This window comes from Mycobacterium sp. IS-1264 (assembly GCF_001954195.1).
Lineage (GTDB): Bacteria > Actinomycetota > Actinomycetes > Mycobacteriales > Mycobacteriaceae > Mycobacterium.
On the sequence record NZ_MBES01000008.1, the window covers coordinates 14957 to 39742 of the forward strand.

Below are 24786 nucleotides of genomic sequence, written 5' to 3' on the forward strand. Positions count from 1 at the left end.
TGCTGAAAGCGGCGAGGCCCCAGTTGTCGCCGTCGCGCGGCCGCGGCGTCACGGTCATGGTGATCTTCGATAACCTCAGGGTCCCTTGGTTATCCGGTCGCTTCACGGATGTAGTCGCCGATCTGGCGCAGTGAGCGGGTCGCTTCGGGGATCATCGGCGCGGCGAATTGGAACACGTGGACTTGGCCCGGCCACACCTGGACTTCGACGGGCACCCCGGCAGCGGCCAGTCGTTGAGCCGCCAGCTTCGCGTCGTGGAGCAATACCTCGCAACCGGACACATGGATCAAGGTGGGTGGCAGTCCGGGTTGGATGTGATCGAGCGGCTCGTAAAGCGCGTCGCAACTCCCGTTCGCGTCCCCCTGTGCCGCGGCGCGGGTAATCAAACCATGCAAGGCGTGGAACGCTCTGGGTGGAAACATCGCATCCGAGCCGATGTTGGGGTGGGTCTTTTTGGGTTGCGCGGCCAGTTGCAGCAGCGGCGACATGGCCACCAGCGCCGCGGGCTGCTCACCGCACTCAAGCAGGCGTTGGGCCAGCGCTAGCGCCAGATAGCCGCCGGCGGAATCGCCGGCCAGCACGATCTGGTCGGGCTGGTAACCCTGTCGGCGCAACCACCGGTACCCGTCGTAGCAGTCGTCGATCGCCTGACCGATCGAATGTTTGGGAATCTTGCGGTAGTTGGGCACCAGTACCGGGCTGTCGGCGAAACTGGACAGCATGCTCACCAGTCGGCCGTGCGAGTACGTGCCGCAGGTGAGGAACGCCCCGCCGTGCAGATAGAGCACGACCCGGCGGGTGCCGTCGGCCGGCAGCACTCCGGCGGCACGGACAAGGTGCGCGGTGCAGTGCGTCAGCCCAATGGCGGCGCGCACCGTGCCTGGTGCCGGCGCGATGGCGCGGGCCGTGAAATCGACGACGCCCCACGGCCACGGTGCCGAGGGCACAAAACTGCCCACGCTCAACGCGGGCCGGATCATCAGGCGGGCGCTCAGCCAGGCGATGCGCGCGGCCATGCTGGGACCGTCCTGGATGACGTCAACGACGGCGCCCGCGCGAAACAGGTATCGTCGGGCTTTCCGCGCCCTGGGTGCTCCCAGACCGGAGCGCGGCGAACCTGACACGGTGGCGGGTGCGCTCATTACAACACTTCCACACGGGGCGCATCGGGTTCCCCACGCCACCAACCGAATTCACGTGACGGTGGCGTTGAGACCGTCGCCGGGTTCATCGCGTCGGCCCTAGGTTGAGGGCCGGCGCGCATCCCTGACATAAAAGGCCGCCCTGCCGGTCAACGAATCTGGGTGAGTCACTTGGTTGTTGGCGCGTACCCCCGCACGACGGGCACTGGCCCGCGCCGGTCGTGGACTGCTTATCGCGGCGCTGCCAGACAGCTACGCGTCCGCGCGCCACCGCTTGGCTTCGCCGGTTCTCGGCATGAGTGATCAGCCCCGCTGCGACCAAGGATCCCGCACAAACGGCGGCAGAGACGCCGAAATCGGTTAGCTGACCATAAATCAACCTGAGGGCCGCGTAATCCCCGGCCACGACAGCCAGAAACAGGGAGGCAGTGCGTAGTCGGCTCATGATGTCTGTGCATCGGGCCCGATCGAGTGCACAGCGAAGACGCTGCGCAGGTACCCAGTGGGACGCCCGCAGGTTGCGCAAACCGGGTGGGTGCCGCAGCGGGACGCCATCTCGCGTTTGTCGCCCACGTAGGTCTCCATCGCCCATCGCACAGTAGCCAGGCAGTCTTGACAGAGCGTCTCGATAAGGTCGCCGTCTGGGGTTAGCCCCATCTGGTCGCATCCGTCGACGGCGTGTATCTCGGCGACCGCTACCGCCCGCGCGCCACATGTGATGCCGGTCGACAGCCCCTGGGCACTGCAGGTGGGCCGCAGCGCATGAAGTTGATCCTCGATCGCCGGAACGGTGTCCATTGGCGTGCCTCCTCTCCGGTGCGCCCAACGCCGGGCAGAGTCGGCGGCGTCCCGCATTCGATCCAGCAGCCATGGCGTTCGCGCGGTGCCGGAGCCGTATTCAGCAGTCGATCGGTGATATTGGCGAGGCTTCATTTCGTTTCTCCAATTTGTGGCGGTCGGTTCAGCGGTGATCAAGGCAGCAAGGTTGCCCACCGTCATCGCGACTCGCGATCTGATAAGCCAGCATTGATTGAGATGGGATGAGTGGTCATCACCCGGCAAAGGGCGTCACCCGGGCGATTTGGCGAATATCGCGAGCACCGTGGGGGATTTGATCTCGCTAATGCGGTAATGGTGACGTAGGAAGAAGCGCCAGGAACCCGGGGTGAGGGCGATTAACTCCATGGGCAGGACGGCCGCGTAACTACCGCCGGACGCGGATATTGTCGGCACTAACGTAGACGCGAAATATGTTGGAATACAACGTGGTAGATCTACAGCAACAGAATGCGCTGTGGACGCCCGTGAATGTCATGTCGACGGGGTGCTCGGCTGTTGCGATTAGCGAGTGCGCTGGCGCGTCCGACTACCTGTGTGGGCAGCGTCCCACTGCGCATCGATGCGGGTCACGCGGCGAAGTTCCAGCACGAGCCACAGCGCTCCGGCGACCACGCCGAGAACGGCGATGAGCGCCGTGGCGGGAAGCCATTCGTAATGTCGATACGCGGCTTCGGCCGCCGTGCTAATCAACCCAAACGTCGCTACCACCAACAGGATCAACCCCGGCCAGAAGAAGTTATCCTTCACGGTGATACCCGCGTGCGGTTGCGTGGTCCGAGAGTGATCCGTCGGATCGTCGTGGGTGTCTCCCATCACCGCTCCCTCCGTCGTCGTCGTAGGAGATACTTGTCAGGTTGAGCCGGTCCGGGCGCGGATGAGCAGCTCGGCCAGCGTCACCCCAATCGTTGTCACGAGCCACACCACAACCGTCGTGGCCAGCCAGGATGGCGTGCCGTCAATAGTGATTCCGTGGGTCAATATTGACGCGAGGATCAACGCGACAATCGTCAATGCCAAGCCGGTGCCCCCAAGGAGCAGCGAAGCGTACTCACGGGGCAACTTCAAGATCGATAAGGACAAGATCCCCTGCATTAAGTCGAACGCCGACACCGCGACGATGAACCCCGGTACCGACAACGAAACTCGGGGAACAATCCACGCCGCAACCAGTAGTCCGATTCCCCACGATGCCAGGAACACAATTGCCCACCGCACGATATGCCTCATGGCGCTCATATCCGCCCGTGTTAGGCGCGGACCTCGTGTCGAATTACCCGACGGCGCCGCCACCGCAATCGATGCCGTCGAGGCGGCTTGGTGCCCAATGCCGGCAACACCGCCGACCACCACGACGTTCTTACCGTCGCACTCTGCGCCCATAGTTCAGTCCCTTCCCGGATCGTTTGCTCCGCCGTGCTGAACATCGCTGTTTGGCACGGATACAGCCGGACATCGCCGCGCGAGTCTGTCGGAAGTCAAGCTTGACGGGCCGGCGGCGGAGCTGTCTTCACCCCGCAGCGTCAATCACCCGGGTGAGGACATACCGAGGCCTTCCGCACACATCACTGAGCCATGCGCAGCTGCGGGCCCTTCGCTATGAAGGTCGTGGCGAAAGCTTTTGGGCTAACGAGCGTAGAGGTGTCAGGCGATGCCGTAGTCGTTTATCTTGCGGTAGATGGTCGCCCGCGACATTCCCAGGGCGCGGGCCGCCTCTTGCTTGTTACCGCCATTGTCTTGCAGGCTCCGGACAATCGCGTCGCGCTCAAGGGCTTCCATTTGGGTTAGTTTGCGCCGCATGATCGATCGGCACTCCGGTGGCAGCTTGTCGACACTGATAATGCCCGATCGTTGGCGGGCAACGGTTTCGGTCAGAACCCGCCGCAGCTGCGAGACGTTGCCCGGCCACGGCAGCATGCTGAGTTGGCGCATAGCATCGGGTGCCAGCTCCACATCAGCGCCCCGGGTGACCTCACGCAGCAACAGCGGCACCAATTCCTCGAGGTCGTCGATCCTGTGTCGCAGCGCCGGCACCGTGACGGTATGGGTAAATAACGGCAGCAACTGCTTGATCGGTGCTGACGGATGCGCGGAACTTTTGGTCGCCGCGATCCAACCCCGGTCTCCGCGCATGGCCAGGATCGAGATGATCGATTCGAGTGTGTCTTTGTCGAGGTCATCTACGTCGCCGATGACGACTGCGAAGTCCTCATCGCCGGACTCAGCCGCCAGCTCGGCGACGAATCGCGCTGGGCTGGGAAGCGCCTCGGCGCGCATCACCCGAACAGTTCGGCCCGGTTTCACATACTGACCCACCGCCTGGGCCAACCGTGCCCGGCCGGATCCTTTCTCTCCTTCGAGCATTACCCAGTCTCGGTCGCGGCAGCACCGCAGCACCTCCTGGCAGCAGCGCAGCCAGGCGCTGTTGCGACCTGCCAGGCCAGGGATTTGAATGCGAGCCGAGTGGCCAATTTGACGCGGGTGCGAGCTGGTCTCAGCCGAAACATCAACGTGGAACACGACATTGGCCCGGCCGCCGCGCATCGCCGAGCGGTCGGCAGCAGTGATTTTTGCGATGTGCCCGCTTGGCAGAACAGCCAGCGCCGTGCCCGAGAGCGTGGAACTGAGTAGATCCGAGGCGTGTTCGAGCAGCGCGGTCTGGTCGTTGCCGTCGAGCGCCCGGCGCAGATAGGGGTTCATCAACACCACATCGCCACCGATCGCGAGCACACCGCTCGAAGACCGCCGTGTCTGCTGCAGATATGCCTCCAACAGCGCGGTCTCACCTTCATGAGCCACCACCCGCATGCGATCCTCAATTTGGCGACCGGCGCTGGCAGCCAGCGCGAGCAACAGTGGATCGGATTCGTCGGCCAGACAACTCAGATTGACGGCGCCGATTAGTCTGCGCGTTATCGGATCACGGATCGGCGAACCCGCGCACGCGAAACCGGTGAACATAGCGACGTAGTGCTCGCCGCCGCGGATGAACGCGGGCCGCCCAGTCTCCAGCGCGGTGCCAATCCCGTTGGTGCCCGCCACCTCTTCAGCCAAGCTATAGCCAGGTACGAGACTCACGCTGTCCAACGCGTTGAGGATGGACACTTCTGGTGCGGTCCGTTCAACCACCACCCCATCGGTTGATGTCAGGACAACGCTGACAGCTTGCGCAGCCAGATCATCGGTGACGCGCTGCAGCACCGGCGCGGCCGCACGCGCCAACCGCGAGCCCATATTGGGTTCACGCACATACGGGAGCTCGACCCGGTCGGGGTGCACGCGCAGGGCCTGCGACCGACGCCAGGAGTCCAGGACACTGGGCTGCAGAATGCCCTCACTGAGTGAGCGCACCGCGTCAAGAGACTGTACGGACAGGAACTTTTCCCTGGCCTTCTCAACTTCGGTCGCGCAGCCCGCCTGCGAGCCCATCCCCCAACTACCTCGACTCCGGCTCGCCGTCACGAAATGCCGTAATCGCTCATCTTGCGATAGATCGTCGCCCGCGACATCCCCAAGGCGATCGCCGCCTGCAGCTTGTTGTTGGCGTTGTCCTCCAAGCTGCGGACGATGGCGTCTCGCTCAAGCGCCTCCATCTGGGTGAGCTTTCGCTTTGCGAGCGATCGACACTCGGGCGGCAGCTTATCGGCACTGATAACGCCTGACCGTTGTCGCGCAACGGTTTCCGCAATTACTCGCCGCAACTGTGCCACGTTACCCGGCCAGGGCAGCTTACTGAGTTGACGCATCGCATCGGCGGCAAGACGCACATCAGCGCCGGAAGTCAGCTCGCGCAGCAGGAACGGCACCAGTACCTCGATGTCTTCAATCCGGTATCGCAGCGCGGGCACTGTCACGGTGTGGGTAAAGAACGGCAGCAGCCGCTCAATCATCGGTGAAGGAGTCGATGAACTCACCGTCACTGCGATCCATCCGCGCCTCGCACGCGATTCCAACACCGGAACGATGGCTGCGAGCGTCGCCTCGTCGATGCAATCTACGTCGGATATCACCACGGCAAAGTCATCGCCGTCGGTTTGGGTCACGATCTCGGCGACGAAAAGCGCTGGCGTCGAAAATGTTTCAGCCCGTATTACGCGGACCGTCTTTATCGGGTGTACGTACTGTGCGACAGCCTGAGCCAGCTTGGCTCGTCCGGATCCCTTCTCGCCTTCGAGCAGTACCCAATCTCGGTCTCGGCAAGATCGCTCGACCAGCTGACAGCTGTGCCGCCATGAGCTGCTACGCCCAACGAGGCCAGGAATGTGCGGCGTGACCGATTGGCGAGTCCCGACTCGGTGTGCTGCTGCCTCGGTCGACAGATGCACATGGAAAACAACGTTAATCCTGCCACGGATCTCCGCATGGTCGACGACAGAGATGTTGGCCGTCGTTCCACTCGGCAGCACCGCCAGCGGATGTCGCGTAGCCGTGGTGTGAAGCAGATCCGAGGCGTGTTCGAGCAGAGCGATTTGATCATTGGTGTCGAGTGTCTGCCGCAGGTAACGGTTCATCAGCAACACGTCACCGCCGATCGCCAGCACACCGAGTGAGAGCCGTCGCTCCTGGTTGCGATACGCCTCCAGAAGCGCGATCTCGCTCGCGTGGGCCGACTCTCTCAGCCGGTCCTCGATCTGGCTTCCCAGGCTCTTGACCAACGGCAACAAGACCGGATTTGATCGGCTGGCCCAGCAGGTGAGATCAACGACGCCGACCAGCCTCTGGGTTATCGGATCACGGATTGGCGCTCCCGCACAGGCAAGCTCGCCCAGCGGCCCGACGAAATGCTCGCCGCCACAAATGAACGCGGGCTGCCCGGTCTCGATCGCGGTGCCAATCCCGTTGGTACCGGCGAATTCCTCCGCGTAGCTGTAGCCGGGGGCAAGGCTCACCGAATCCAGTGCGTTCATGAAGGCCGCTTCCGAGGCGGAGCGATTCATCACAACACCGTCGGCCGAGGTGAGGATGACCGACATCGCCTCGATGGTCACGTCCTGCGTGATCCCTTGTAGCACGGACTCCGCGGCGTGAGCTAGTCGTGAGTCGGTATCCGGCTGCCGAACATAGGGCAAATCGAGCCGGTCGGGGTGAACCCGCATGGCCTGGGACCGACGCCAGGAGTCCAGGACGCTTGGGGGCAAGGTGTCCGCCACCAAGGATCCGTCGCACAAGAACCGTTCCCTCACCCGGCGAACGTCGGTTTGGATGTCGGCCCGCAAGCTCATCGACGCATGGACCTCGCTCCCCGAACCGAGCGGCGCAGCCGCCCCCCAAACCGGCGTCTCAGATTGAGACGCGCAACCCTGCTCAGATTGAGACGTTCAGTCTACGCCCGCGGCGGTGTCATGGGTCACATCAGCTAATGCACCCGAAAGGCGTGGAGAAATGACTATCTATCAGGTGACCGATCGCCTGCACTACGGCCGTACCGTACGCGTCCAAGCAGATGACATCGCTCCGACGGTGGCCTCATGGCTGGCCGAGTTGGGCGCCTGCAGTCCATTAGTAGAGTCGCTCAGCCGAGCGGTGCGCGGCGGCGACTGGCCTGCAACACACGAAATAGCCGACTACCTGTCAGTGGAAGTCCAGGTGGCGGCATGACATCGGGCAGAGCGTCGGAGATCGTTAAGCCAGCGGGTTCTTCCACATATGTTCCCATCGATCACCCCCGTACACCCGGGCGCGCGAAAGTGCCGGGTCCGTCGCAAAAAATGGTCGAACGCAATTCACAGCAAATGGGGCGGAGGAACACGCCTACACTGGCTACCAGCGCTAACACTGGCGAAAACTGTGGACAACACAACGGGGAGGCCTTCCGCCCGCCTACTTCACGTCGGGGGGCGTCGGTCCGCATGAGCGCCGCGAGGCCGTCTGGGAAGGTGCGCATACCGCCGATTCGTGGGCGGTCGGGCGAGCTGAAGGTGATCGGCGCGCTAGTCGCGGCGGTCGCTGAAGGGCGCGGGGGCGTACTGGTCATCGAGGGGCCGCCGGGCATCGGGAAGAGCCGCTTGTTGACCGAGGTCTTGGCGCTTGCAGAGAAGGCCGGTGTTCGGGCACTGTTCGGCGAGGCGTTCGAGTACCAGCAGACGGTGCCATTTTTCTCGCTGTTCATGGCGACCCTGCGCGCGGATCCCCCTGTCGGTGATGCGGAGGCTTTGCGTCGCTTGGGCACGTCGGCCGATGTCCGCTACTGGGTGGTGCGCGATCTGCAAGCCGCCATACATGCGGCTGCGTCCCGAATACCCTTGGCGATCCTTCTCGAGGACATCCACTGGGCCGACAACGCCACCCTGCTAGCGTTGCGGTCGCTGGCCGCGACGCGGCGAAATGCCCCGGTGCTGTGGGTGCTTACCGCACGAACCGGCGCCGGCGGACCGGCCGTTCGTGAGACGCTGAGCGCGCTGGAACGCGAGGATGCCACGTTTCTGCGGTTGACGGCCATGGCACGGAGCGCTGTCGCTGACATTGTGCAAGACGCCGTGCGAGCCAACGCGGATGCGTCGCTCCTAAATCTCGCCGACAAGGCCCACGGCAACCCGTTCCTGCTAACGGAGCTCCTGCGAGGACTAGACGAGGACGGCCGGCTCAATGTCAGCGGCGGCCGCGCGGTCGCCACCGGAGACACGTTGCCGCGACGGCTCAACGACACCATGCAGCAACGACTAGATCAGCTGTCCAACGCTGCGAGCGAAGTCGTCCAGGTAGCCGCAGTGCTGCCTGACCACTTTTCGGCCCGGCTGCTCGCCGCGATGCTGGAACGCCGACCGGCCGCCCTGGTATCGGCAGTAGAAGAGGCCGTCCGTGCCGACCTGCTCATCGAAGACGGTGATCAGATGAGGTTTCGCCACGATCTGCTGCGCGAAGCGACGCGGCAATCTTTGCCACAGTCGCTGCGCCGAGCGATGGAGCGACAATCGGCGACCATCATGCTGGACATGGGGGCGGCGCCCGAGGAGGTCGCAACCCAGCTTGCCCGCAGCGCTGAGGTGGGCGATCAGGCCGCGATCGCCGCACTCCGCCAAGCCGCACAGTCGGTGGCCAACAGCGATCCGAGCGCTGCGTCGGACTTGAGCAAGCGCGCGTTGGAGCTCCAGCCCCCCCAAGACCCCGGACGTGGGCCACTCGTGACAGAAACGATCGTGCTGCTCAATCGGGCCACACGCTACGAGGAGGCGCAACGGTTGGCCCGCACTACCCTGTCCGCCGCGCTGACGCCCGAAGAAGAGGCCAAGATTCGCCTGCGGCTCCCGACGGTAACCACAGAAGAGACAACGCGACACATCGAAGAGAACCGCCGCGCACTTCAGCTGCCCGACCTCAGCGACGTCACCCAGGCACGACATCGGGCATGGCTGGCGTACAACCTGGCGATGTACGGCCAACACGGACAAGACAGCGCGGCAGCCAACGACGCGGCGGCCGCCGCAGTGTCCACCGGCGATCCCGAGTCGAGCATTCTGTCCGGAGTAGCACTTGCCTGCCTCGACTGCGCGAACGGGTACGCGGGCCGCGCTCTACACCGCGTTGAGGAACTTCAAGCCCTGACGCCCGCGGGCGATATGACCGCTCATCACCTCGCTGCAATCCACCTTGCAAACCTGCTTGCCGTGGTCGGACGGTTGGAAGACGCCGCGGCGCTGGTGGCGGCCCGCACAGAAAAATCCCGGAAGGAACGCGACGGCATGGCGCTGCACATCTGGGCCCTGACGGCGGGGCAGGTGCACGTGGCTGCCGGCCGGTTGTCGGATGCCCGCGCCGCCCTCGAGCGGCTGCCAACGCCGGAGCGAACAGGGTCAACCTTCGTCGACGCGAGGCGCATGATGATCCTGGCGGAGGTGGCGGCGCGCACCGACGACCGGACGTTGTTGCTAGAGACGGTGAGCTATGCGCGCGACGCGTACTCCAACGGTTCAGTTGCCGTACGTCGCGGGGCGGCGGGCGTTCTAGGGCTAGTGGCGTGGCAGCGCGACGACGTTCATGAAGCGGTGCGCTGGCTCGGCGGCGATATCTCGATACTCGTGACACCGTTCTTGCCTACCGTCTTGGATCAGCTGGCCTTGACCGCGCGAGCAGCGTCAGCCGCCGGTGATGCCGGCCTGCGAGCGCGTCTCCTGGATGCTGTTGACGTGCTCGAACGCGAGCGGCCCGGGGTTCGGTTGTTCTCCACGGTCGCCCAACACATCCGCGGGATCCTCGAGCGTGATGCCAATGCTTTGGTGGCAGCGGGGAGCGCGCTCCGCTCGTGTTCGCGGCCGTTGCTTTACGCAAGCGCGGCCGAGGACGCCGGAGGCGAGCTGAGTCGCGCGCAGCGCAACGCGGAGGCGCTCGACCACCTGAACGCGGCATTCGACACCTACATCGAATGCGAAGCGATTGCCGATGCCCGGCGGGTCGGCCGCGCACTGCGCCGACTAGGCGTGGAACGCCGCATCGTCAGCCAAACTCGGGCAAAAACGGGCTGGGACAGCCTCACCGACTCCGAACTCAAGGTCATCAACCTCATCGCACAGGGCGCGACCAACCGCGAAGTCGCCACCCGTCTACACCTCTCCCCCCACACGGTGAAGACCCACGTCCACAACGCATTCGCCAAACTGGGCATCACCTCGCGCGCCCAATTGCCGCAGCTCATGCCCGGCGCTGATTGATCGACAGCAAATCGGGCAGATGGTGCGCGGGCCTACAATGACGTGCACTGCAATGACAGTCCGGTTAACGGTAGACAGGACGCCCGATGGGGCCTTCAACCGGCCTTTTTGATGTCGGCGGTCAGCCGCTGGTCACTCCGCCGATCCGGGGGCGGGCAAACGAGCTGGAACTGATCCGCGCGCTGGTCGCCGCGGTGGCCCAGGGAACCGGGGGCGTGCTGGTCATCGAGGGACCGCCCGGCATCGGCAAGAGTCGGTTGCTCACCGAAGTGTTGGCGCTGGCCGACGGGTGCGGGGTGCGCACCTTGTTCGGGGAGGCGTTCGAGTATCAGCAGACGGTGCCGTTTTTCTCGCTATTCATGGCCACGCTGAACGCCGATCCCCCGGTCGGCGATCTCGAGGCGCTGCGCCGGCTGGGCAGCTCGGCCGATCTGCGCTACTGGGTGGTGCACGATCTGGCCGACGCGATTCATACGGCGGCCGCGCAGACCCCCCTGGTGATTGTGTTGGAGGACATTCACTGGGCTGATAACGGCACGGCGTTGGCGCTGCGGTCGCTCGCCACAGTGCACTCGGATGTGCCTGTTTTGTGGGTATTTACCACCCGCACCGGGGCGGGCGGGCCCGCGGTACAGGAAACCCTGTCGGTGCTGGACCGCGCGAACGCCACATTCTTGCGACTGGCGGCCATGACGCCGGACGCCGTCGCCCAGATGGTCTGCGACGCGGTGCGGGCGAGGGCGGATGCGCCGCTGTTGGACCTGGCCGCCAAGGCGCACGGAAATCCATTTCTGGTCACCGAGCTGGTCGGCGGGCTAGGCGAGGAGGGCCGGCTCAATCTCTCCGGTGGCCGCGCGATGGTCACCGGAGACGGACTGCCGCGGCGTCTGGGCGCAACCATGCACCAGCGGCTGGAACTACTCTCCGGCGCGGCTTCAGAGCTTGTGCGGGTGGCCGCGGTGCTGCCCGACCGATTTTCGGCTGCCCTGCTGGCCGCGATGCTGGAACGGTCGCCGGCGTCGTTGCTGTCGGCGGTGGAGGAGGCGGTGCGCGCGGATCTGCTCGTGGAAGATGGTGAGCGGCTGAGGTTTCGGCATGACTTGCTGCGTGAGGCTACCCGGCAGTCGTTGCCGCAGTCGCTGCGGCGGGCGATGGAGCGCCAATCGGCGTCGGTCATGTTGGGCATGGGAGCGGCCCCCGCCGAGGTGGCCACCCAACTGGCGAGAAGCGCGGAGCCCGGGGACAGGGAGGCGATCGGCGCGCTGCGACAGGCCGCTCAGTCCGTGGGCCGCGGCGATGCAAGTGCGGCCGCGGACCTGTGCAAACGTGCGTTGGAGCTGTTGCCCGCCGATGACGCCGAACACGGGTCACTGGTTGCTGAAACGGTGGAGCTGCTCAACCGGGCCAGCCGCTACGGCGAGGCCGAAGACGTGGCCATCGTGGCGCTCTCGGAGGCGGGCTCGCCTGAAGAGGAGGCCGAGATCCGCCTCCGGCTCCCGACGATCAATAAGCACAATGCCCAGCGGCGCGTGGAGGAGAATCGGCGAGCGCTCGAATTGAGCGACATCAGCGAGGTCACCCGGGCACGGCATCTGGCCTTGCTGGCCTACAACCTGCTCTACGACCAACGCGGGCAACACCGCGGCGCTGCCGATGAGGCCGTCGCGGCCGCGGCATCGAGCGGTGATCTCGAGGCCACGATCGTGGCCCATGTCACCCTCGCTTGTCTCGATTGTGCGGACGGGTATGCGGGCCGCAGCCTGAGCCGCGTCGAAAAGGCTTGCGCGCTTGCCCGATCGAGTGATCCGACGGCAGCCCATGATTTGCTCGCAGCGCACCACGCGAACCTCCTGGCAGTTGTCGGCCGGTTGGACGACGCGGCAGCCCAGATCGAAAACGGGATAGAGCAAGCCCGTCGGGAACGCAACGCGATGGCCCTCGATATCTGGACCAATATTGCCGCGTGGGTGCATCTCGCGGCGGGCCGGTTGTCTGCAGCTCGCGCCGAGGTTGAATCCGTGCCGCGCCCACAACGGACAAGCGCGACCGATCTGGACATGATCCGAATGGCGCATCTGGCCGAAGTGGCCGTGCACACCGATGACCGAAACTTGCTGCAGCAGATGGCCAATGACGCTCGTTACGCCTACCCCACCGGCTCATCGACGGTGCGTCGGGCAGCGGCGCAGGTGCTCGCGCTGGCGGCATGGCAGCGCGACGACGTCCATGACGCGATGCGCTGGCTCGGCGATATCGCGCTACTCGGGACGCCACTCACGCCTGAGGTGTTAGACCTGGTGATCTTGGGTGCGCGGGTGGCCTCCGCGGCCGGCGATGCCGGCCTGCGCGCGCGTGTCCTGCAGGCCAGCGAGGCGCTGGAGCGTGAGCGGCCACCCGTGCCAGTGTTCGCCGGGGTCGCCGGATACGTCCGCGGGATCCTCGAACGGGACGCCGCGGCGTTGGTGGGTGCCGCGGATTTGCTTCGCTCGTCGGCGCGGCCGCTTCTTTACGCAAGCGCAGCCGAGGACGCCGGCTTCGAGCTGAGTCGCGCACAGCGCAACGCCGAGGCACTCGACCAGCTGAACGCCGCATTCGACACCTACATCGCGTACGAAGCGGTCGCCGATGCCCGCCGGGTCGGCCGCGAGTTGCGCCGACTAGGTGTGCAACGCCGCATCGTCGCCCAGCCGCGGGCCAAAACGGGCTGGGACAGCCTCACCGACTCCGAGCTCAAGGTCGTCAACCTCATCGCACAGGGCGCGACCAACCGCGACGTCGCCACACAGCTGCGCCTCTCCCCCCACACGGTAAAGACCCACGTCCACAACGCATTTGCCAAGCTCGGCATTGCCTCCCGCGCCCAGCTGGCGCAGCTCATGCGCGGCGCTGATTGACTAGACGTCAAATACGAGGCCGCCTAGTACTGCATCCATCCGGCCCTAAACATCAACCCACGGGCGATGGTTTTGCGCTGCCCGCACGACGACCGTGGTAGTCGACAACTAATCACACAAACCCGGGCGACGGTCGAAGCGCAGTCGTACACCCGCCCGCGAGCACACAAGGGAAAAAGCGAACCTTGTTGAACGCAGACTACGGAATGCTGGCCATGCCGCCTGTGACGTTTCCCGCTTGCCGGGTACGCGATGGTGTCGCGATGACCGCAAGCTGGCGCAGCCCGATCGCGGAATCAGCAAGCCGCACTATCCATACCGACGTCCAGATACGACGCGTGGGCAATGGCGGAGTTGCAACATGATCAAACGATTGCGCGTCAAACGGGCGCAAAAACGCCGAGAGCAAAGGGAATTCAAAGCGTGGCTGCAGCTAACGGCGAAGCCACTTTGGTAAGCCGCCCTGATGGCCCGACGGTGTTCTGCCTGACCGATCGTCAAATATCTCGGCGGTGTTTGGGCCTGCCGTGTCGGGCCATGACCGTGAACCGTCCGCTGTGCGGATTCCATCTCAATGGGTTTCCCCCGAAGGCCTAGTACTCGACCCATCCGGCCTTAAACATCAATCCTCGGGCGATGGTTTTGCCGTGCCCGCACGACGACCGTAGTAGTCGACCACTAATCACCTTCTCACCCAAAGCGACGGCCCAGCTAGGCCACACACCCTGCCGGTGAGCGCACAAAGGAAAGAGCGAACCATGTTGAATGCGGCCCTTGGAATGCTGGCGATGGTGCCAGTGGCGTTCGGTGTCGCTGGCTACACGATGGTGTCTCGATGACCGCCGGTCATGCCATCTCGCTCGCCGAACCAACAAGCAGCACTGTACATCTCGATGCGCACGCAAGTCGGGCTAGCTGAGGGGACCACGACGATGCCCGGCTGCGCAATCGAGATCCACAGCGCTGCGGAGAACCCGTCAAAGAGCGCGACCTTACCGCACGAGGGCAGGTAGCAAAGCGATGATGCCACCGACGCCGCAAACGCGATGCGGCCGCACGCAAATGCCCGGACCGCTGACCTGCAACCGCATAGTTACCACGCGCGATGGCGTCCCGCTGTCCGTTCGTGACTGGGGATCTCGCGCCGCTGACCATACAGTCGTCCTTCTCCATGGCTTCTGCTCGAACAAAGAGTCCTGGAACATTCAAATGACGCAGCTGATCCGTCGCTGGGGCAAGAGCATCCGGATCATCAGTTACGACCACCGTGGTCACGGCGACTCCGGCAATGCGTCAATGCACACGTACCGGATCGACCGGCTGGCCGACGACCTCGCCGAATTGCTTGTCGCGCTTCGTGTTACGGGCTCGCTCACCCTAGTAGGACACTCGATGGGCGGCATGACAGTCTTGGCCTATCTTCGCCGGCCGGCCAGCAAGCGTCCCGTTGAGCCGGAGAGCCTTGTTCTCGTCGCGAGCGCCGCGGGAAATCTCGGCTCGCACGGCTTCGGCCGGCTGCTGCGCACCCCCGCGACAAGCATGCTCTACCACCTCGTCCACCGCATGCCTGGCGCAGGCACCGACGAGCTCGTTCAATTCCTCGCCCGGCCGGTGTGCGCGGCACTGACCCGACATGCCGGATGCGGTGACGCCGCCCCTGATTCGTTGGTCGCTAGGTCCGCGGCCGCCATCAACACCACCCCGTCGACGACCAAGGTCGGCTTCCTGCGCGGCCTAATGGAGTACGACTGCTCGCAGACACTGGGCTCTATCACAGCCAAGACAACGATCATCAGTGGAGGAGCGGACAAGCTCACGCCGATGTGGCACGCCCGCGAGCTGGTCGACGGTATCCCCGGGGCGACGCTCATCCACCGGCCCACCGCAGGGCACACGCTCTTGCAAGAAGTCCCGGAGGTAGTCACCGGAGCCATCAGCTCGGCCATCGCCGCCGACGGCGAGTTCCGCATCGACCATTCCGATTCGGCCGTCGAGGCATCACCCGTCGAAGTTGAAGAGCGAGCGTCATGATCCGACCAGGGCGATTACGCCATCCCGATGTTGATCAACGGTCAGCTAACCGATTGCGAGCACCCCTTCGACGCAACTCATGCGCCGCTCGCATTGACCGGTCCGTCAAATATCAAGGCCACTAGGTCTACACCGCCGCGGCCCTAAAGATCACCCGCTGGGTGATGGTGACGCGGTGGCCGCGCTGCAAACGTGGTCATTGAGCTTCGGATGCCGCGACCGCCGTCGCACTAATCAGGAATCGGCGCCGGAGAGCAACCACACAGCGAATTGAGAAAACGATGATGAGCTCGGTGTTGGGAATGTTGATGATGATCCCCGTGGTGTTCGGCGTCGCTGGGTACGTGTTGGTGAATCGACAACCGTGAGCACGCGAAGACGACGGTCCACCCGCCGGCGCCCCCGCGGCGTCTCACTTTGAGATGCTCATTCGCCTCATGTTGAGACGCTCACCATCCGCGCGCCGCGGTGTCATGAGTTGCAGAAGTCGTTGCATCGATGGGAAAGAGGGGAAATACGGTGAGCGGGCACAGCGTGAGCGCGGCTCACGAGAAGATCATTAGGGCGTCGGCGAGACGCGGGCCCGCCAGTTCGAACGGGCACCGCCAGCGTGCGCCGGAGGTAATGTCGGAGAACGCATCTGATTCAATAGGGTCACTATTGACAGGCAGGATGAGCCCGCCCGACCCTACCCAGGAGGCGTCAACGCCGAGTGTTCCCGCCCGGCTGCTGGATTCAACGGATTCACGGAGTTCGGACGTGACCGGCTCAGCTGGACGCAGCGACAACGGCGTCGGAGAAGCCGCTGCGCGAGCAGTTCTGCTCGCCACCAAGCTGCACGTTCCGGCCCTCGGGACCCAGCTCGTTCACCGGGCCGGCTTGCTGGACGTGCTGTCGGCCGGATGCCGCCGCAAACTGACCCTAATGAGTGCGCCGGCGGGCTGGGGCAAGACGACAGTACTGGCGCAGTGGGCCTTGGCTGCGGGCGAGGCCCAGCGATTCAGCTGGCTGTCGCTCGATTCCTCCGACAACGACCCGGTGTGGTTTTGGATGTATGTCGTCGCCGCGCTGCAGAAGGTCAGTCCCGGGGTAGGGATTCGCGCGGTCGAACTCCTAGCGATGGGCGCCGACCCAACGCAGGTCGTTCTGCCTACTCTGCTAAATGATCTGGACACGATCGCTAGCCCGATGGTGCTCATTCTTGATGACTACCACCTGGTGGTAAGTCGAGAGGTACACGAGCAGCTGGCATTCTTCATCAGCCGGTTGCCGGCGAATCTTCACCTGGTGTTAGCCAGCCGATCGGATCCTTCGCTACCGCTGGCTCGGCTAAGAGCCAGCGGTGTGCTTGCCGAGATGCGAACTGACGATTTACGTTTCGGACTTGGTGAGGCCGACCATCTGCTGAACGATGTGCTCGGACTGGACCTGCCTGATGCAGATATTCAACTGTTGCACCAACGCACCGAAGGATGGGCTGCAGGCCTCTACCTTGCCGCCCTCTCGCTTGCCGGGCGTGCCGATACCGCCGCGTTCATCAGGATGTTCGCGGGCGATAACCGTCACATCGTCGACTACTTGATGGCCGAAGTGCTCGACGGCCAGCCACCGCAGCTGCGCAACTTTTTGCTACGTACCTCGGTTCTGGGACGACTCAGCGGTGCGCTGTGCGACGCGGTGCTGGAAACGTCTGGCTCGGCCTCGGTCTTGGAGCAGATCGAACGCGAAAACCTATTTGTGGTGCCGCTTGACACGTCGCGTCACTGGTATCGCTATCACCAGCTGTTCGGAGAGTTGCTGCGCACCGAGCTGCGTCGCAGCGAGCCCGATCTCGTCGCCGATCTGCACCGACGAGCCGCGGCCTGGTTCGAGGGCGAGGGCCTCGTCGATGAAGCGGTCCGCCACCTGGTCGCTGGCGGTGACATCGCGCGCAGTGCTGATCTGATCGCCGCAGACTGGGTCGACGAATTCAACGGGGGCGGCGTGTCGACCGTCTCCGGATTGCTTGATCTGCTTCCCGAGGAGACGGTTCTACAGGATCCGCGGTTGAGCGTGGCCCGCGCCTGGATCGCCCTGAGCGTTGGTCAACTCGATGACGCCGCCGAGTGGATCGAAGCAGTCGAGACCGGACCCGCGGCCGGCACCGCAGATGGTAATGCGATCGGCGCTCAAGTCGTCGTGTTGCGCGCGGTTCACTCATTCAAGTCGGCTGAAGTCGCCGCGGCGCTCGAGACGGCTCGCCGGGCGATCACGCTCGATCTCGGTGAAGCGCCGCCGGGCCGATCGAGCGCGTACTGCATCTATGGGTCCGCGCTGTACTTTTCGGGCAGCATCAACGAGGCGCAAGCCGCCTTCCGGCGAGCCGTAACGCTGGCCGAGAAGGCGGGTGATCGCCGCGCCCGGATCTACGCGTTGGGCCATCTGGCGCTGATTTCGGCCGAACGTGGCCAGCTCGCAGACGCCGAATGTCAGATCCGTCGAGCATCCGCCAGCTCCCGGGATCTGGCGGATGCGGAACACCTCGTGGACGTGATGGTGTCGCTTGCCACGGCCGAACTCCTCCGGGAGCGCGGTGACGCGGCCGCAGCGTTGGCCGCCGCCGACATGGCCGTCATGTCGGCTCGCAACGGTGGCGCAATCCTCGAGGTCGCCAAGACGCTGTTGGTCAAAGCGGAGATCCTCGAGCACTTCGGCGACCACCAGACCGCGAAAGCGATTCTCGAAGAGGTCGACACCTTGGTGCGCGGGTGCGCGGACGCCGGCATCGCCTCGAGGCTGCCCGTTTGGGCCGAGCGGAGGGCCGGCGCCGCGGTGACTTCGCGCAACGAGGGGCGCGCGCTCGGTGAGGAGCTAACCCCCAAGGAGCTTGAGGTTCTTCGCCTGCTCGCCACCCGGTTATCGCGACGTGAGATCGGTGCGCGACTATATGTCTCGCTCAATACCGTGAAGACCCACCAGCGCGCCGTGTACCGCAAGCTCGGCGTTGAGCATCGCGGCGCGGCGGTTAGCCGGGCGCGAGAGCTCGGCCTGTTGTAATTCGCCTGCGGTAACCCCGCTAGATGTGGCCGGCCACAAATCGTCGTGTCTGAGAACGATTCCCCCTTAATGACCTGGGCGAGCCAACGTTTCGGGTTATGACGCGGCCGCCAGGGGCCCGCGAGGGAACTCGGGTGTACACGTTTTGAGACCCAAGCAGGTCATCGCTATCGCCGCGATGCCGTCATGAGGATCGACCGGGCCATCGTCGAAGAAGCTGTGCCGCAGATCCGTTCCTCGTCGGCATCTCACCCGGGTGAATGGCGCGCGTGGATGAGGACAGCTCACCCACCGTGCAGAGATAGTGGTCGCTGATCTGAGCCATGGCCGCAAGTCGTTTGGATCAACACGTCGACCAACTGCGCCGGCAACGAAGGCGGTGCCAGCTCGGCAGCGGCCATGCGGTGAAACTACACATCGAGAACGGGAGACTTCATGTCACAGAATGAGGCCACCACCATGTTGACCGCTGGCCCGGGACAGCTCCGTATGACCGGCATCGCGCCCCTGATCGCACGGTATGGTCTGGTCATAGTCCTGGCCTGGTTCGGCGCCATGAAGTTCACTTACTATGAATCCCACGGTATTTCACATTGGGTGGCCAACAGCCCCTTCTTGGGTTGGGTCTACAACGTCATATCCATAGATGCCTTTGGTCGATTCAACGGATCAATCGAATTGATTATTGCGGCGCTGCTGGCCGTCAAACCCTGGTACCCGAAGGCTTCCGTGGTGGGCGGCATATTCGCCTCGCTGTTCTTCGTGACCACGCTGACTTTCATGATCACGACTCCCGGCGTCGGCGAGGCGTCTGCTGGGGGCTTCCCGATTTTGTCCGCCGACGGGGAATTCTTGATGAAGGACATCGCACTCATCGGCTTGGCGCTGTGGCTGCTGGCAGACGCGATCGACGCGACGCGTAGACAGGCGACGCTGGCCAAACAAATTGATACATCACGCCGATGAAGTCGCCCATGCCGTTGAGATGAACCGACACAGCCTTTGCTCATCACCAATGGAAGACGCCGAGCAATGAGCACACCAGTCTCCGGCCAGTATGACCTGGTGGTCGTAGGCGCCGGCTCGGGCGGATACGTCGCCGGCATCCGCGCAGCCCAACTCGGCATGACCGTCGCGATCATCGAAGAACGCTACTGGGGCGGCGTCTGCCTCAACACGGGGTGTGTCCCGTCAAAAGCCTTGCTGCGCAATGCCGAGATCGCTTCCATCCTGACCCATCAGGCGGACGAGTTCGGTATCTGCGGCGACATCAAGCTCGACTACGCCCGTGCCGTGTCGCGCAGCCGTGAAGTCGCCGACGCCCGGGTACGCGGCGTGCACTTCCTGATGCGTAAGAACAAGATCACCGAAATCGACGGCCACGGCCGCTTCAGCGGCTCCAACACACTCGATGTACAGCTACGTGACGGCGGCACCACCAGCCTCCGCTTCGACAACGCCATCATCGCCACCGGCTCACGCGTGAAGATGCTGCCCGGGGTCACCCTCAGCGCCAACATCGTGACCTACGAACAGCAGATCATCGATGCAGCAATACCCGACTCAATGATCATCATCGGCGCCGGCGGAATCGGCATGGAATTCGCCTACATCCTCAACAGCTACGGCGTCGACGTCCAGATCCTCGAGTATGCCGACCGCGCGCTACCCAACGAAGACGCCGACGTCTCAAAGGAACTGACCCGCCAGTATCGACGCCGCGGAATTCCCATTCAGACCAACACTCGGGTGGGCTCAGTGATCGATCATGGCGACCATGTCACCGTCACGCACACTGACCGCAACGGCCACGCCACGTCAGCCGACGCCGCCCGCGCGTTCATCTGTATCGGGTTTTGCCCCAACGTCGAAAAGCTCGGCCTCGACATGGTGGGCGTGCAACTTACAACAGGCGGGGCAATCGACATCGACGACTACATGCGCACGTCGGCCCCCCACATCTTCGCCATTGGCGACGTCACTGCCAAAGTGCAACTCGCCCATGTTGCCTCAGCCCAGGGAGTCATCGCCGCCGAAAGCATTGCCGGCGCTGCGACCATGCCCTTGGACTACCGCATGATGCCGCGCGTGACATTCTGCCAACCCCAAGTCGCCAGCTTTGGCTACACCGAAGACCAGGCGCGCGCCAGCGGCCGCGATATCCGAGTCGCCACGTTTCCCATGCAGGCCAGCGCCAAAGCGCACGGCCTGGGTGATCGGGCCGGCTTTATCAAACTCATCGCCGACGCTGCCCACGGCGAGCTCCTCGGAGCCCATCTCGTCGGTGCAGAAGTCAGCGAGCTACTCCCCGAACTGACCGCAGCCCAACTCTGGGACCTGACCGCCGCCGAGCTGGCCCGCAACGTGCACACCCACCCCACCCTCGGCGAGGGTCTGCAGGAATGCTTCCACGCTCTGACCGGCCACGCCATCAACCTCTGACGACACCGAAGGGAGGCATGCTTTGCCGCACGACGCTCTAGAACTGGCCCACACCGCAGCAGTCATCCGGCATGCACTCGGCGCCCGTCCGCGGTCGAGCCAACGCATCGCCGCTGCCTGATGGCCGACAAAACCCGGATTCGTGATGTCATCGTCGTCGGGTCGGGCGCAGCCGGATACACCGCTTCGATCTACACGGCTCGGGCCGGGCTGGACACACTTGTCATCGAAGGCCATGAGCCCGGCGGTGCGCTCGTGAGCGCCGGGCGGGTAGACAACTACCCCGGTGTGAGTCCATTCGTCTCGGGTCCTGCGCTGGCTAATGCGATGCGGCGGCAAGCACAGCACTTCGGCGCCGAGTTGCGCCCTGGCTACGTAGACAGATTCGATCTCGACGACGAACCTAAGACGCTCGGCACGAGCGATGCCCAGTACCGCGGCCGTACTGTGATCCTTGCCATGGGCTCGGCGCCCCGGCCCCTCGACGTGCCCGGCGAACGCGAGCTCCTCGGCCGCGGCGTAAGCACCAGCGCGAAACGAGACGGCGCAGAGTTCACTGGACGTGACGTCGCCGTCATCGGCGGCGGCGACGGTGCCGTAGAAGAGGCGCTTCACCTTGCGCCGCTGGCCCGATCCGTCACCGTAATCCACCATCATCACCGCCTACGAGCATCAGCCATCGCCGTCGCCCGCCTACAGGCACATACCAATGTCGCGATCCTGACATCCACGGAAGTGCTAGCCGTAGACGGTGGCCAACACGTCAGGGGGCTGCGCATTCGCAACATGCGCCATGCCGGCGATTCCACTATCGCGGTTGCGGCTGTCTTCGTCGCTATCGGTCAGACGCCGTGCTCTGGTCGCTTGACCGGACTCGTAGACCTGGATGCCAGTGGCCACGTCCTGACCAAAGGCGATACGACCCGTACCTCCGCGGAGGGCGTATTCGCTGCCGGCGACCTGATCGACCGCCGATACCGCCAAGCAGTCACCGCTGCGGCCAGCGGCTGTGCGGCCGCGCTCGATGCCCAGCGCTGGCTGAGCCAACTGCACTCTCCTCTGTCGGATTCCATTGCCAGGAAAGGAAAGATCCCGTCATGATTCCGCCGCGGCCCATCACCGTGAGCGATGCCTCGTTTACCACCGATGTCCTCGAAAGCCCCACACCGGTACTGGTTGATTTTGGGCTCCGTGGTGCGGTCAGTGTCGCGCTGGCGCGTCGATCCTTGAACAGCTCGCCATTGACCACGGGGATAAATTGACATTGACGAAACTCGATGTGGACGCAAACCACTGACTGCTCAACGGTTTCAGGTGGCGGCCATCCCCGCCCTGCTTGTCTTCAAAAGATGGCATACCGACCACCCGCCTGGCGGGGGCGCGCTCAAAGTCGGTGGTGCTCGACGTATGTGTTACTCGCGTTGGGCGTCAAAGTCACACCAACGGGTCAGTGTTCAGTGCTGCTGGACGGCGTAAATGGCGTTTCGTTCCGGATGGCCGCGACCGATTGTGCGTCCTCCATGGCGATCTGGCACGCGGCTTGAAGAACGCGTCGCGCCTCGTTGGCAGGAATGGCGACTGCGCCCGAGCGGTCGGCGAAGATATAGTCGCCCGGATGGATTCCCACCCCCGCCAGGACCACCGAGCGGTTTGCCTCGTAAGGGGTAACCACGTCACCGCCCCAGCGCGTTGCCTCGCCTCGGCAATAGATGGCTAGGTCATATTGTGAGAGTTCAGCGAAGTCACGAAGTCGACCGTCCGTGAGAATGCCTGCAAGTCTATGGTTTTGGACACGCGACAGCTTCGTTCCGCCGCCAAGTGATGTGTCGGTGTATCCGTTACTCGCCAAGACGAGGACACGTCCTTCGGCGCCATCAGCGACAGCCTCATAGAAGAGCCGCTTGAAGTTGTAGCGTTCGGGGGCCAGCGCGGTTCGGCATGTCGGGAAGTAAGAGATTGTCACAGCCGGCCCAAAAAGCACGCGGCCGGGCGTGGGACTCACCAGATTGAGTAGATCACAGCGATGTTGATGTAGTCGCCCCATCGCGTCCACCACATCAGCCGTACGGACACGATGAGCGAGCGTGTCGAGGGACTCCATCAGCGGGCCGGGATCGGGATACGCCAATACTGCGCGCCGCGCAGGTCGAGCCACACATCGGTCGGCGTTCGCACTAGCCGGGCCACGACGCTGTCGCAGTCCGGGCAGCGCACGACAATGCCTGGGGCGCGGTGATAGACGTGAGTCTCGGCGAAGACCCCGACACGACCACATCCCGCACAAGTCAGCGTCGCGGTGGTGACATCGCATCCGAGCACGTCCGCGAAGGCGCCCGCGGCGGCGTTCCCGTCGACATGCGTCTGTTCTGCCATCATTCCTTCTTCCTCATGGGCCGCTCGGCCCGAACCGCTCGGTCCGGATCGCCGATGGCGAATGGCCCTCCTCGATTAGCATGGTCGTCACTGATTCCACGAATCCCGTTGGGCCGCAGACGTAGACGCGCAAGGCGTCGTCGGGTGTCCACCCGGGCACTGCGAGATCACCGCGGCCAACCCGGCCGGGCGGCCGGCCGGTCTGCTGGGGGGCTGCCCGGGTGTAGACCAGCACGACCTGCAGCCAGTCACAGTCGCGCTCGAGCTGGGCCAACTCTTGAGCGTAGTAGACGTCGGCGGGACTGCGCGCTGAGTAGACGAGCCGAAAGTCGGTGCTGCCCGCCACTACCCGCTGTCGCAGCATCGCCATCAACGGCACAATTCCCGATCCGCCTGCAACCAACAGAATCCGGACCTCCTCGGCCGGCCGCCAAACAAACCAGCCGCCGATGGGTCCCCGAAGTTCGATCTCCTCGCCGGGGGCCACTGCCGTGAGATAGGGCGAGACCTCTCCGTCGGCTATCCGCTGCACGGTAAGCTCGATGCGCTCGCAATCGGCCGGTCTGCTAAGCGAATAACTGCGTTGTGCACTGTACCCGTCCTCTGCGGTCAGCTTCAGATCAATGTGCTGGCCGGCCAAGTGGCCGCCCCAGCCCGACACGGCCAGCCCGATCGTTTGCGCAGACTCAGTCTCGGGTTCAGAGTCCACCACCCGCGCAACCCGCCACCGCAACTTGGCGATCAAACCATCGTCCACGGGTCAATCCCCGGCGTAGCGTTGTTCTCGCCACGGGTCACCGTAGCTGTGATAACCGAAACGCTCCCAGAATCCGGGTGTGTCGCTGTTGCGCAGCTCAATGGATCGCACCCACTTCGCAGACTTCCAAAAATACAGATGCGGCACCAGCAGCCGCGCCGGGCCACCGTGGACCGCGTTAAGCGGTGCGCCCTGGTAGGCGTAGACGATCCAAGCCTTCCCACCAAGAAGATCTGCCACCGGGATGTTGGTGGTGTAGCCGCCGTAGGAACGGACCAGTGCGAATTCGGCTGTGGTGTTAACCGATTCGAAAAGCGTGCCCAGCGAAACGCCTTCCCAAGCGGTATCCAGCTTGGACCACGTGGTGACGCAGTGAATGTCGACAATGAGCCGCTCGCTGGGCAATAGCTTGAGTTGAGCCCAGGTCCATACGTGTTCGGCGCCACGCTCGTCGCGGATGGTGAACCGCCAATTGTCGATATCGATCCGTGGAGTCGGTCCTGCCTGCAGGACTGGAAAGTCCGCGGTCAGATGTTGACCGGGTGGCAGCTCGCGGGCCGTTTCAGTGCGGCGCCCGCGGAACCCTTTGTTAGCGATAGTCATTGGTGTTCCGTTTCGTGGTACTGATC

19 protein-coding genes are annotated in these 24786 nt (G+C 64.1%); 9 read left to right on the forward strand and 10 right to left on the reverse strand.

What is annotated here, in order from left to right:
- Window positions 1–89: 89 nt before the first annotated feature.
- From A5744_RS01505 to A5744_RS01530, 6 genes are all read right to left on the reverse strand, one after another.
- Window positions 90–1142, reverse strand: coding sequence for an alpha/beta hydrolase (locus tag A5744_RS01505; RefSeq protein WP_076057840.1), 1053 nt, complete (start codon window positions 1140–1142; stop codon window positions 90–92).
- Window positions 1143–1583: 441 nt separating this feature from the next.
- Complete coding sequence (locus A5744_RS01510) at window positions 1584–1940, reverse strand: phosphoenolpyruvate carboxylase (RefSeq protein WP_240562925.1); 357 nt, start codon at window positions 1938–1940, stop codon at window positions 1584–1586.
- Window positions 1941–2483: 543 nt separating this feature from the next.
- Complete coding sequence (usfY, locus tag A5744_RS01515; protein WP_170874399.1) at window positions 2484–2795, reverse strand: protein UsfY; 312 nt, start codon at window positions 2793–2795, stop codon at window positions 2484–2486.
- A 36-nt stretch (window positions 2796–2831) separates the two neighbouring features.
- Window positions 2832–3209 carry a hypothetical protein gene (locus A5744_RS01520; RefSeq protein ID WP_083679173.1) on the reverse strand — a complete coding sequence of 126 codons (378 nt, stop codon included), beginning with the start codon at window positions 3207–3209 and terminating at the stop codon, window positions 2832–2834.
- A gap of 414 nt (window positions 3210–3623) precedes the next feature.
- On the reverse strand, window positions 3624–5408 hold the full coding sequence (locus tag A5744_RS01525) for a helix-turn-helix domain-containing protein (protein WP_076057842.1): 1785 nt from the start codon (window positions 5406–5408) through the stop codon (window positions 3624–3626).
- Window positions 5409–5437: 29 nt separating this feature from the next.
- Window positions 5438–6967, reverse strand: coding sequence for a helix-turn-helix domain-containing protein (locus tag A5744_RS01530; protein ID WP_240562926.1), 1530 nt, complete (start codon window positions 6965–6967; stop codon window positions 5438–5440).
- 394 nt (window positions 6968–7361) lie between these two features.
- Between A5744_RS01530 and A5744_RS24850 the strand changes: the two genes are divergently transcribed.
- The 9 genes from A5744_RS24850 to A5744_RS24855 all read left to right on the forward strand — a co-directional run bounded on the left by A5744_RS24850 (window position 7362) and on the right by A5744_RS24855 (window position 22324).
- Window positions 7362–7577, forward strand: coding sequence for a hypothetical protein (locus A5744_RS24850; protein ID WP_076057844.1), 216 nt, complete (start codon window positions 7362–7364; stop codon window positions 7575–7577).
- Between the two features lie 251 nt (window positions 7578–7828).
- Window positions 7829–10624, forward strand: a complete 2796-nt coding sequence (locus A5744_RS01540) for a LuxR family transcriptional regulator (RefSeq protein ID WP_076057845.1) — start codon at window positions 7829–7831, stop codon at window positions 10622–10624.
- An 86-nt stretch (window positions 10625–10710) separates the two neighbouring features.
- The gene (locus A5744_RS01545; protein WP_076057846.1) at window positions 10711–13518 is read left to right on the forward strand and encodes a LuxR family transcriptional regulator; all 2808 of its coding nucleotides are present in this window, start codon (window positions 10711–10713) and stop codon (window positions 13516–13518) included.
- 1062 nt (window positions 13519–14580) lie between these two features.
- The gene (locus A5744_RS01550; RefSeq protein ID WP_076057847.1) at window positions 14581–15549 is read left to right on the forward strand and encodes an alpha/beta hydrolase; all 969 of its coding nucleotides are present in this window, start codon (window positions 14581–14583) and stop codon (window positions 15547–15549) included.
- Window positions 15550–16308: 759 nt separating this feature from the next.
- Window positions 16309–18585 carry a LuxR C-terminal-related transcriptional regulator gene (locus A5744_RS01555; RefSeq protein ID WP_076057848.1) on the forward strand — a complete coding sequence of 759 codons (2277 nt, stop codon included), beginning with the start codon at window positions 16309–16311 and terminating at the stop codon, window positions 18583–18585.
- A gap of 435 nt (window positions 18586–19020) precedes the next feature.
- Complete coding sequence (locus A5744_RS01560; protein WP_076057849.1) at window positions 19021–19551, forward strand: DUF417 family protein; 531 nt, start codon at window positions 19021–19023, stop codon at window positions 19549–19551.
- A gap of 66 nt (window positions 19552–19617) precedes the next feature.
- Window positions 19618–21027 carry a dihydrolipoyl dehydrogenase gene (gene lpdA, locus A5744_RS01565; RefSeq protein ID WP_076057850.1) on the forward strand — a complete coding sequence of 470 codons (1410 nt, stop codon included), beginning with the start codon at window positions 19618–19620 and terminating at the stop codon, window positions 21025–21027.
- A gap of 120 nt (window positions 21028–21147) precedes the next feature.
- Window positions 21148–22128: an FAD-dependent oxidoreductase gene (locus tag A5744_RS01570; protein ID WP_076057851.1), complete on the forward strand. Its 981-nt coding sequence runs from the start codon at window positions 21148–21150 to the stop codon at window positions 22126–22128.
- A gap of 121 nt (window positions 22129–22249) precedes the next feature.
- A complete protein-coding gene (locus tag A5744_RS24855) occupies window positions 22250–22324 on the forward strand; it encodes a hypothetical protein (protein WP_240562930.1) in 75 nt (24 codons plus the stop codon).
- Window positions 22325–22474: 150 nt separating this feature from the next.
- Here the strand turns inward: A5744_RS24855 and A5744_RS01580 are convergent, their stop codons facing one another.
- The 4 genes from A5744_RS01580 to A5744_RS01595 are packed head-to-tail and all read right to left on the reverse strand — an operon-like array spanning window position 22475 to window position 24760.
- A complete protein-coding gene (locus A5744_RS01580) occupies window positions 22475–23128 on the reverse strand; it encodes an RraA family protein (RefSeq protein WP_076057852.1) in 654 nt (217 codons plus the stop codon).
- Window positions 23128–23403: a DUF6510 family protein gene (locus tag A5744_RS01585; RefSeq protein WP_076057853.1), complete on the reverse strand. Its 276-nt coding sequence runs from the start codon at window positions 23401–23403 to the stop codon at window positions 23128–23130. Before A5744_RS01585 ends, A5744_RS01580 begins: the two co-directional genes overlap by 1 nt.
- Before the next feature lie 10 nt (window positions 23404–23413).
- Window positions 23414–24157 (reverse strand): ferredoxin reductase, encoded by a 744-nt coding sequence (locus A5744_RS01590; protein WP_076057854.1) that lies wholly within the window; start codon window positions 24155–24157, stop codon window positions 23414–23416.
- A 3-nt stretch (window positions 24158–24160) separates the two neighbouring features.
- Window positions 24161–24760, reverse strand: coding sequence for a molybdopterin-dependent oxidoreductase (locus tag A5744_RS01595; RefSeq protein WP_076057855.1), 600 nt, complete (start codon window positions 24758–24760; stop codon window positions 24161–24163).
- Window positions 24761–24786 lie beyond the last annotated feature (26 nt).

Bases quoted from the DNA above. Each gene is read 5' to 3' on its own strand.
- A5744_RS01505 (WP_076057840.1), bottom strand. From the start codon at position 1,142: ATGAGCGCACCCGCCACCGTGTCAGGTTCGCCGCGCTCCGGTCTGGGA.
- A5744_RS01510 (WP_240562925.1), bottom strand. From the start codon at position 1,940: ATGGACACCGTTCCGGCGATCGAGGATCAACTTCATGCGCTGCGGCCC.
- usfY (WP_170874399.1), bottom strand. From the start codon at position 2,795: ATGGGAGACACCCACGACGATCCGACGGATCACTCTCGGACCACGCAA.
- A5744_RS01520 (WP_083679173.1), bottom strand. From the start codon at position 3,209: ATGAGGCATATCGTGCGGTGGGCAATTGTGTTCCTGGCATCGTGGGGA.
- A5744_RS01525 (WP_076057842.1), bottom strand. From the start codon at position 5,408: ATGGGCTCGCAGGCGGGCTGCGCGACCGAAGTTGAGAAGGCCAGGGAA.
- A5744_RS24850 (WP_076057844.1), top strand. From the start codon at position 7,362: ATGACTATCTATCAGGTGACCGATCGCCTGCACTACGGCCGTACCGTA.
- A5744_RS01540 (WP_076057845.1), top strand. From the start codon at position 7,829: ATGAGCGCCGCGAGGCCGTCTGGGAAGGTGCGCATACCGCCGATTCGT.
- A5744_RS01545 (WP_076057846.1), top strand. From the start codon at position 10,711: ATGGGGCCTTCAACCGGCCTTTTTGATGTCGGCGGTCAGCCGCTGGTC.
- A5744_RS01550 (WP_076057847.1), top strand. From the start codon at position 14,581: ATGCCCGGACCGCTGACCTGCAACCGCATAGTTACCACGCGCGATGGC.
- A5744_RS01560 (WP_076057849.1), top strand. From the start codon at position 19,021: ATGTCACAGAATGAGGCCACCACCATGTTGACCGCTGGCCCGGGACAG.
- lpdA (WP_076057850.1), top strand. From the start codon at position 19,618: ATGAGCACACCAGTCTCCGGCCAGTATGACCTGGTGGTCGTAGGCGCC.
- A5744_RS01570 (WP_076057851.1), top strand. From the start codon at position 21,148: ATGGCCGACAAAACCCGGATTCGTGATGTCATCGTCGTCGGGTCGGGC.
- A5744_RS01580 (WP_076057852.1), bottom strand. From the start codon at position 23,128: ATGGAGTCCCTCGACACGCTCGCTCATCGTGTCCGTACGGCTGATGTG.
- A5744_RS01585 (WP_076057853.1), bottom strand. From the start codon at position 23,403: ATGATGGCAGAACAGACGCATGTCGACGGGAACGCCGCCGCGGGCGCC.
- A5744_RS01595 (WP_076057855.1), bottom strand. From the start codon at position 24,760: ATGACTATCGCTAACAAAGGGTTCCGCGGGCGCCGCACTGAAACGGCC.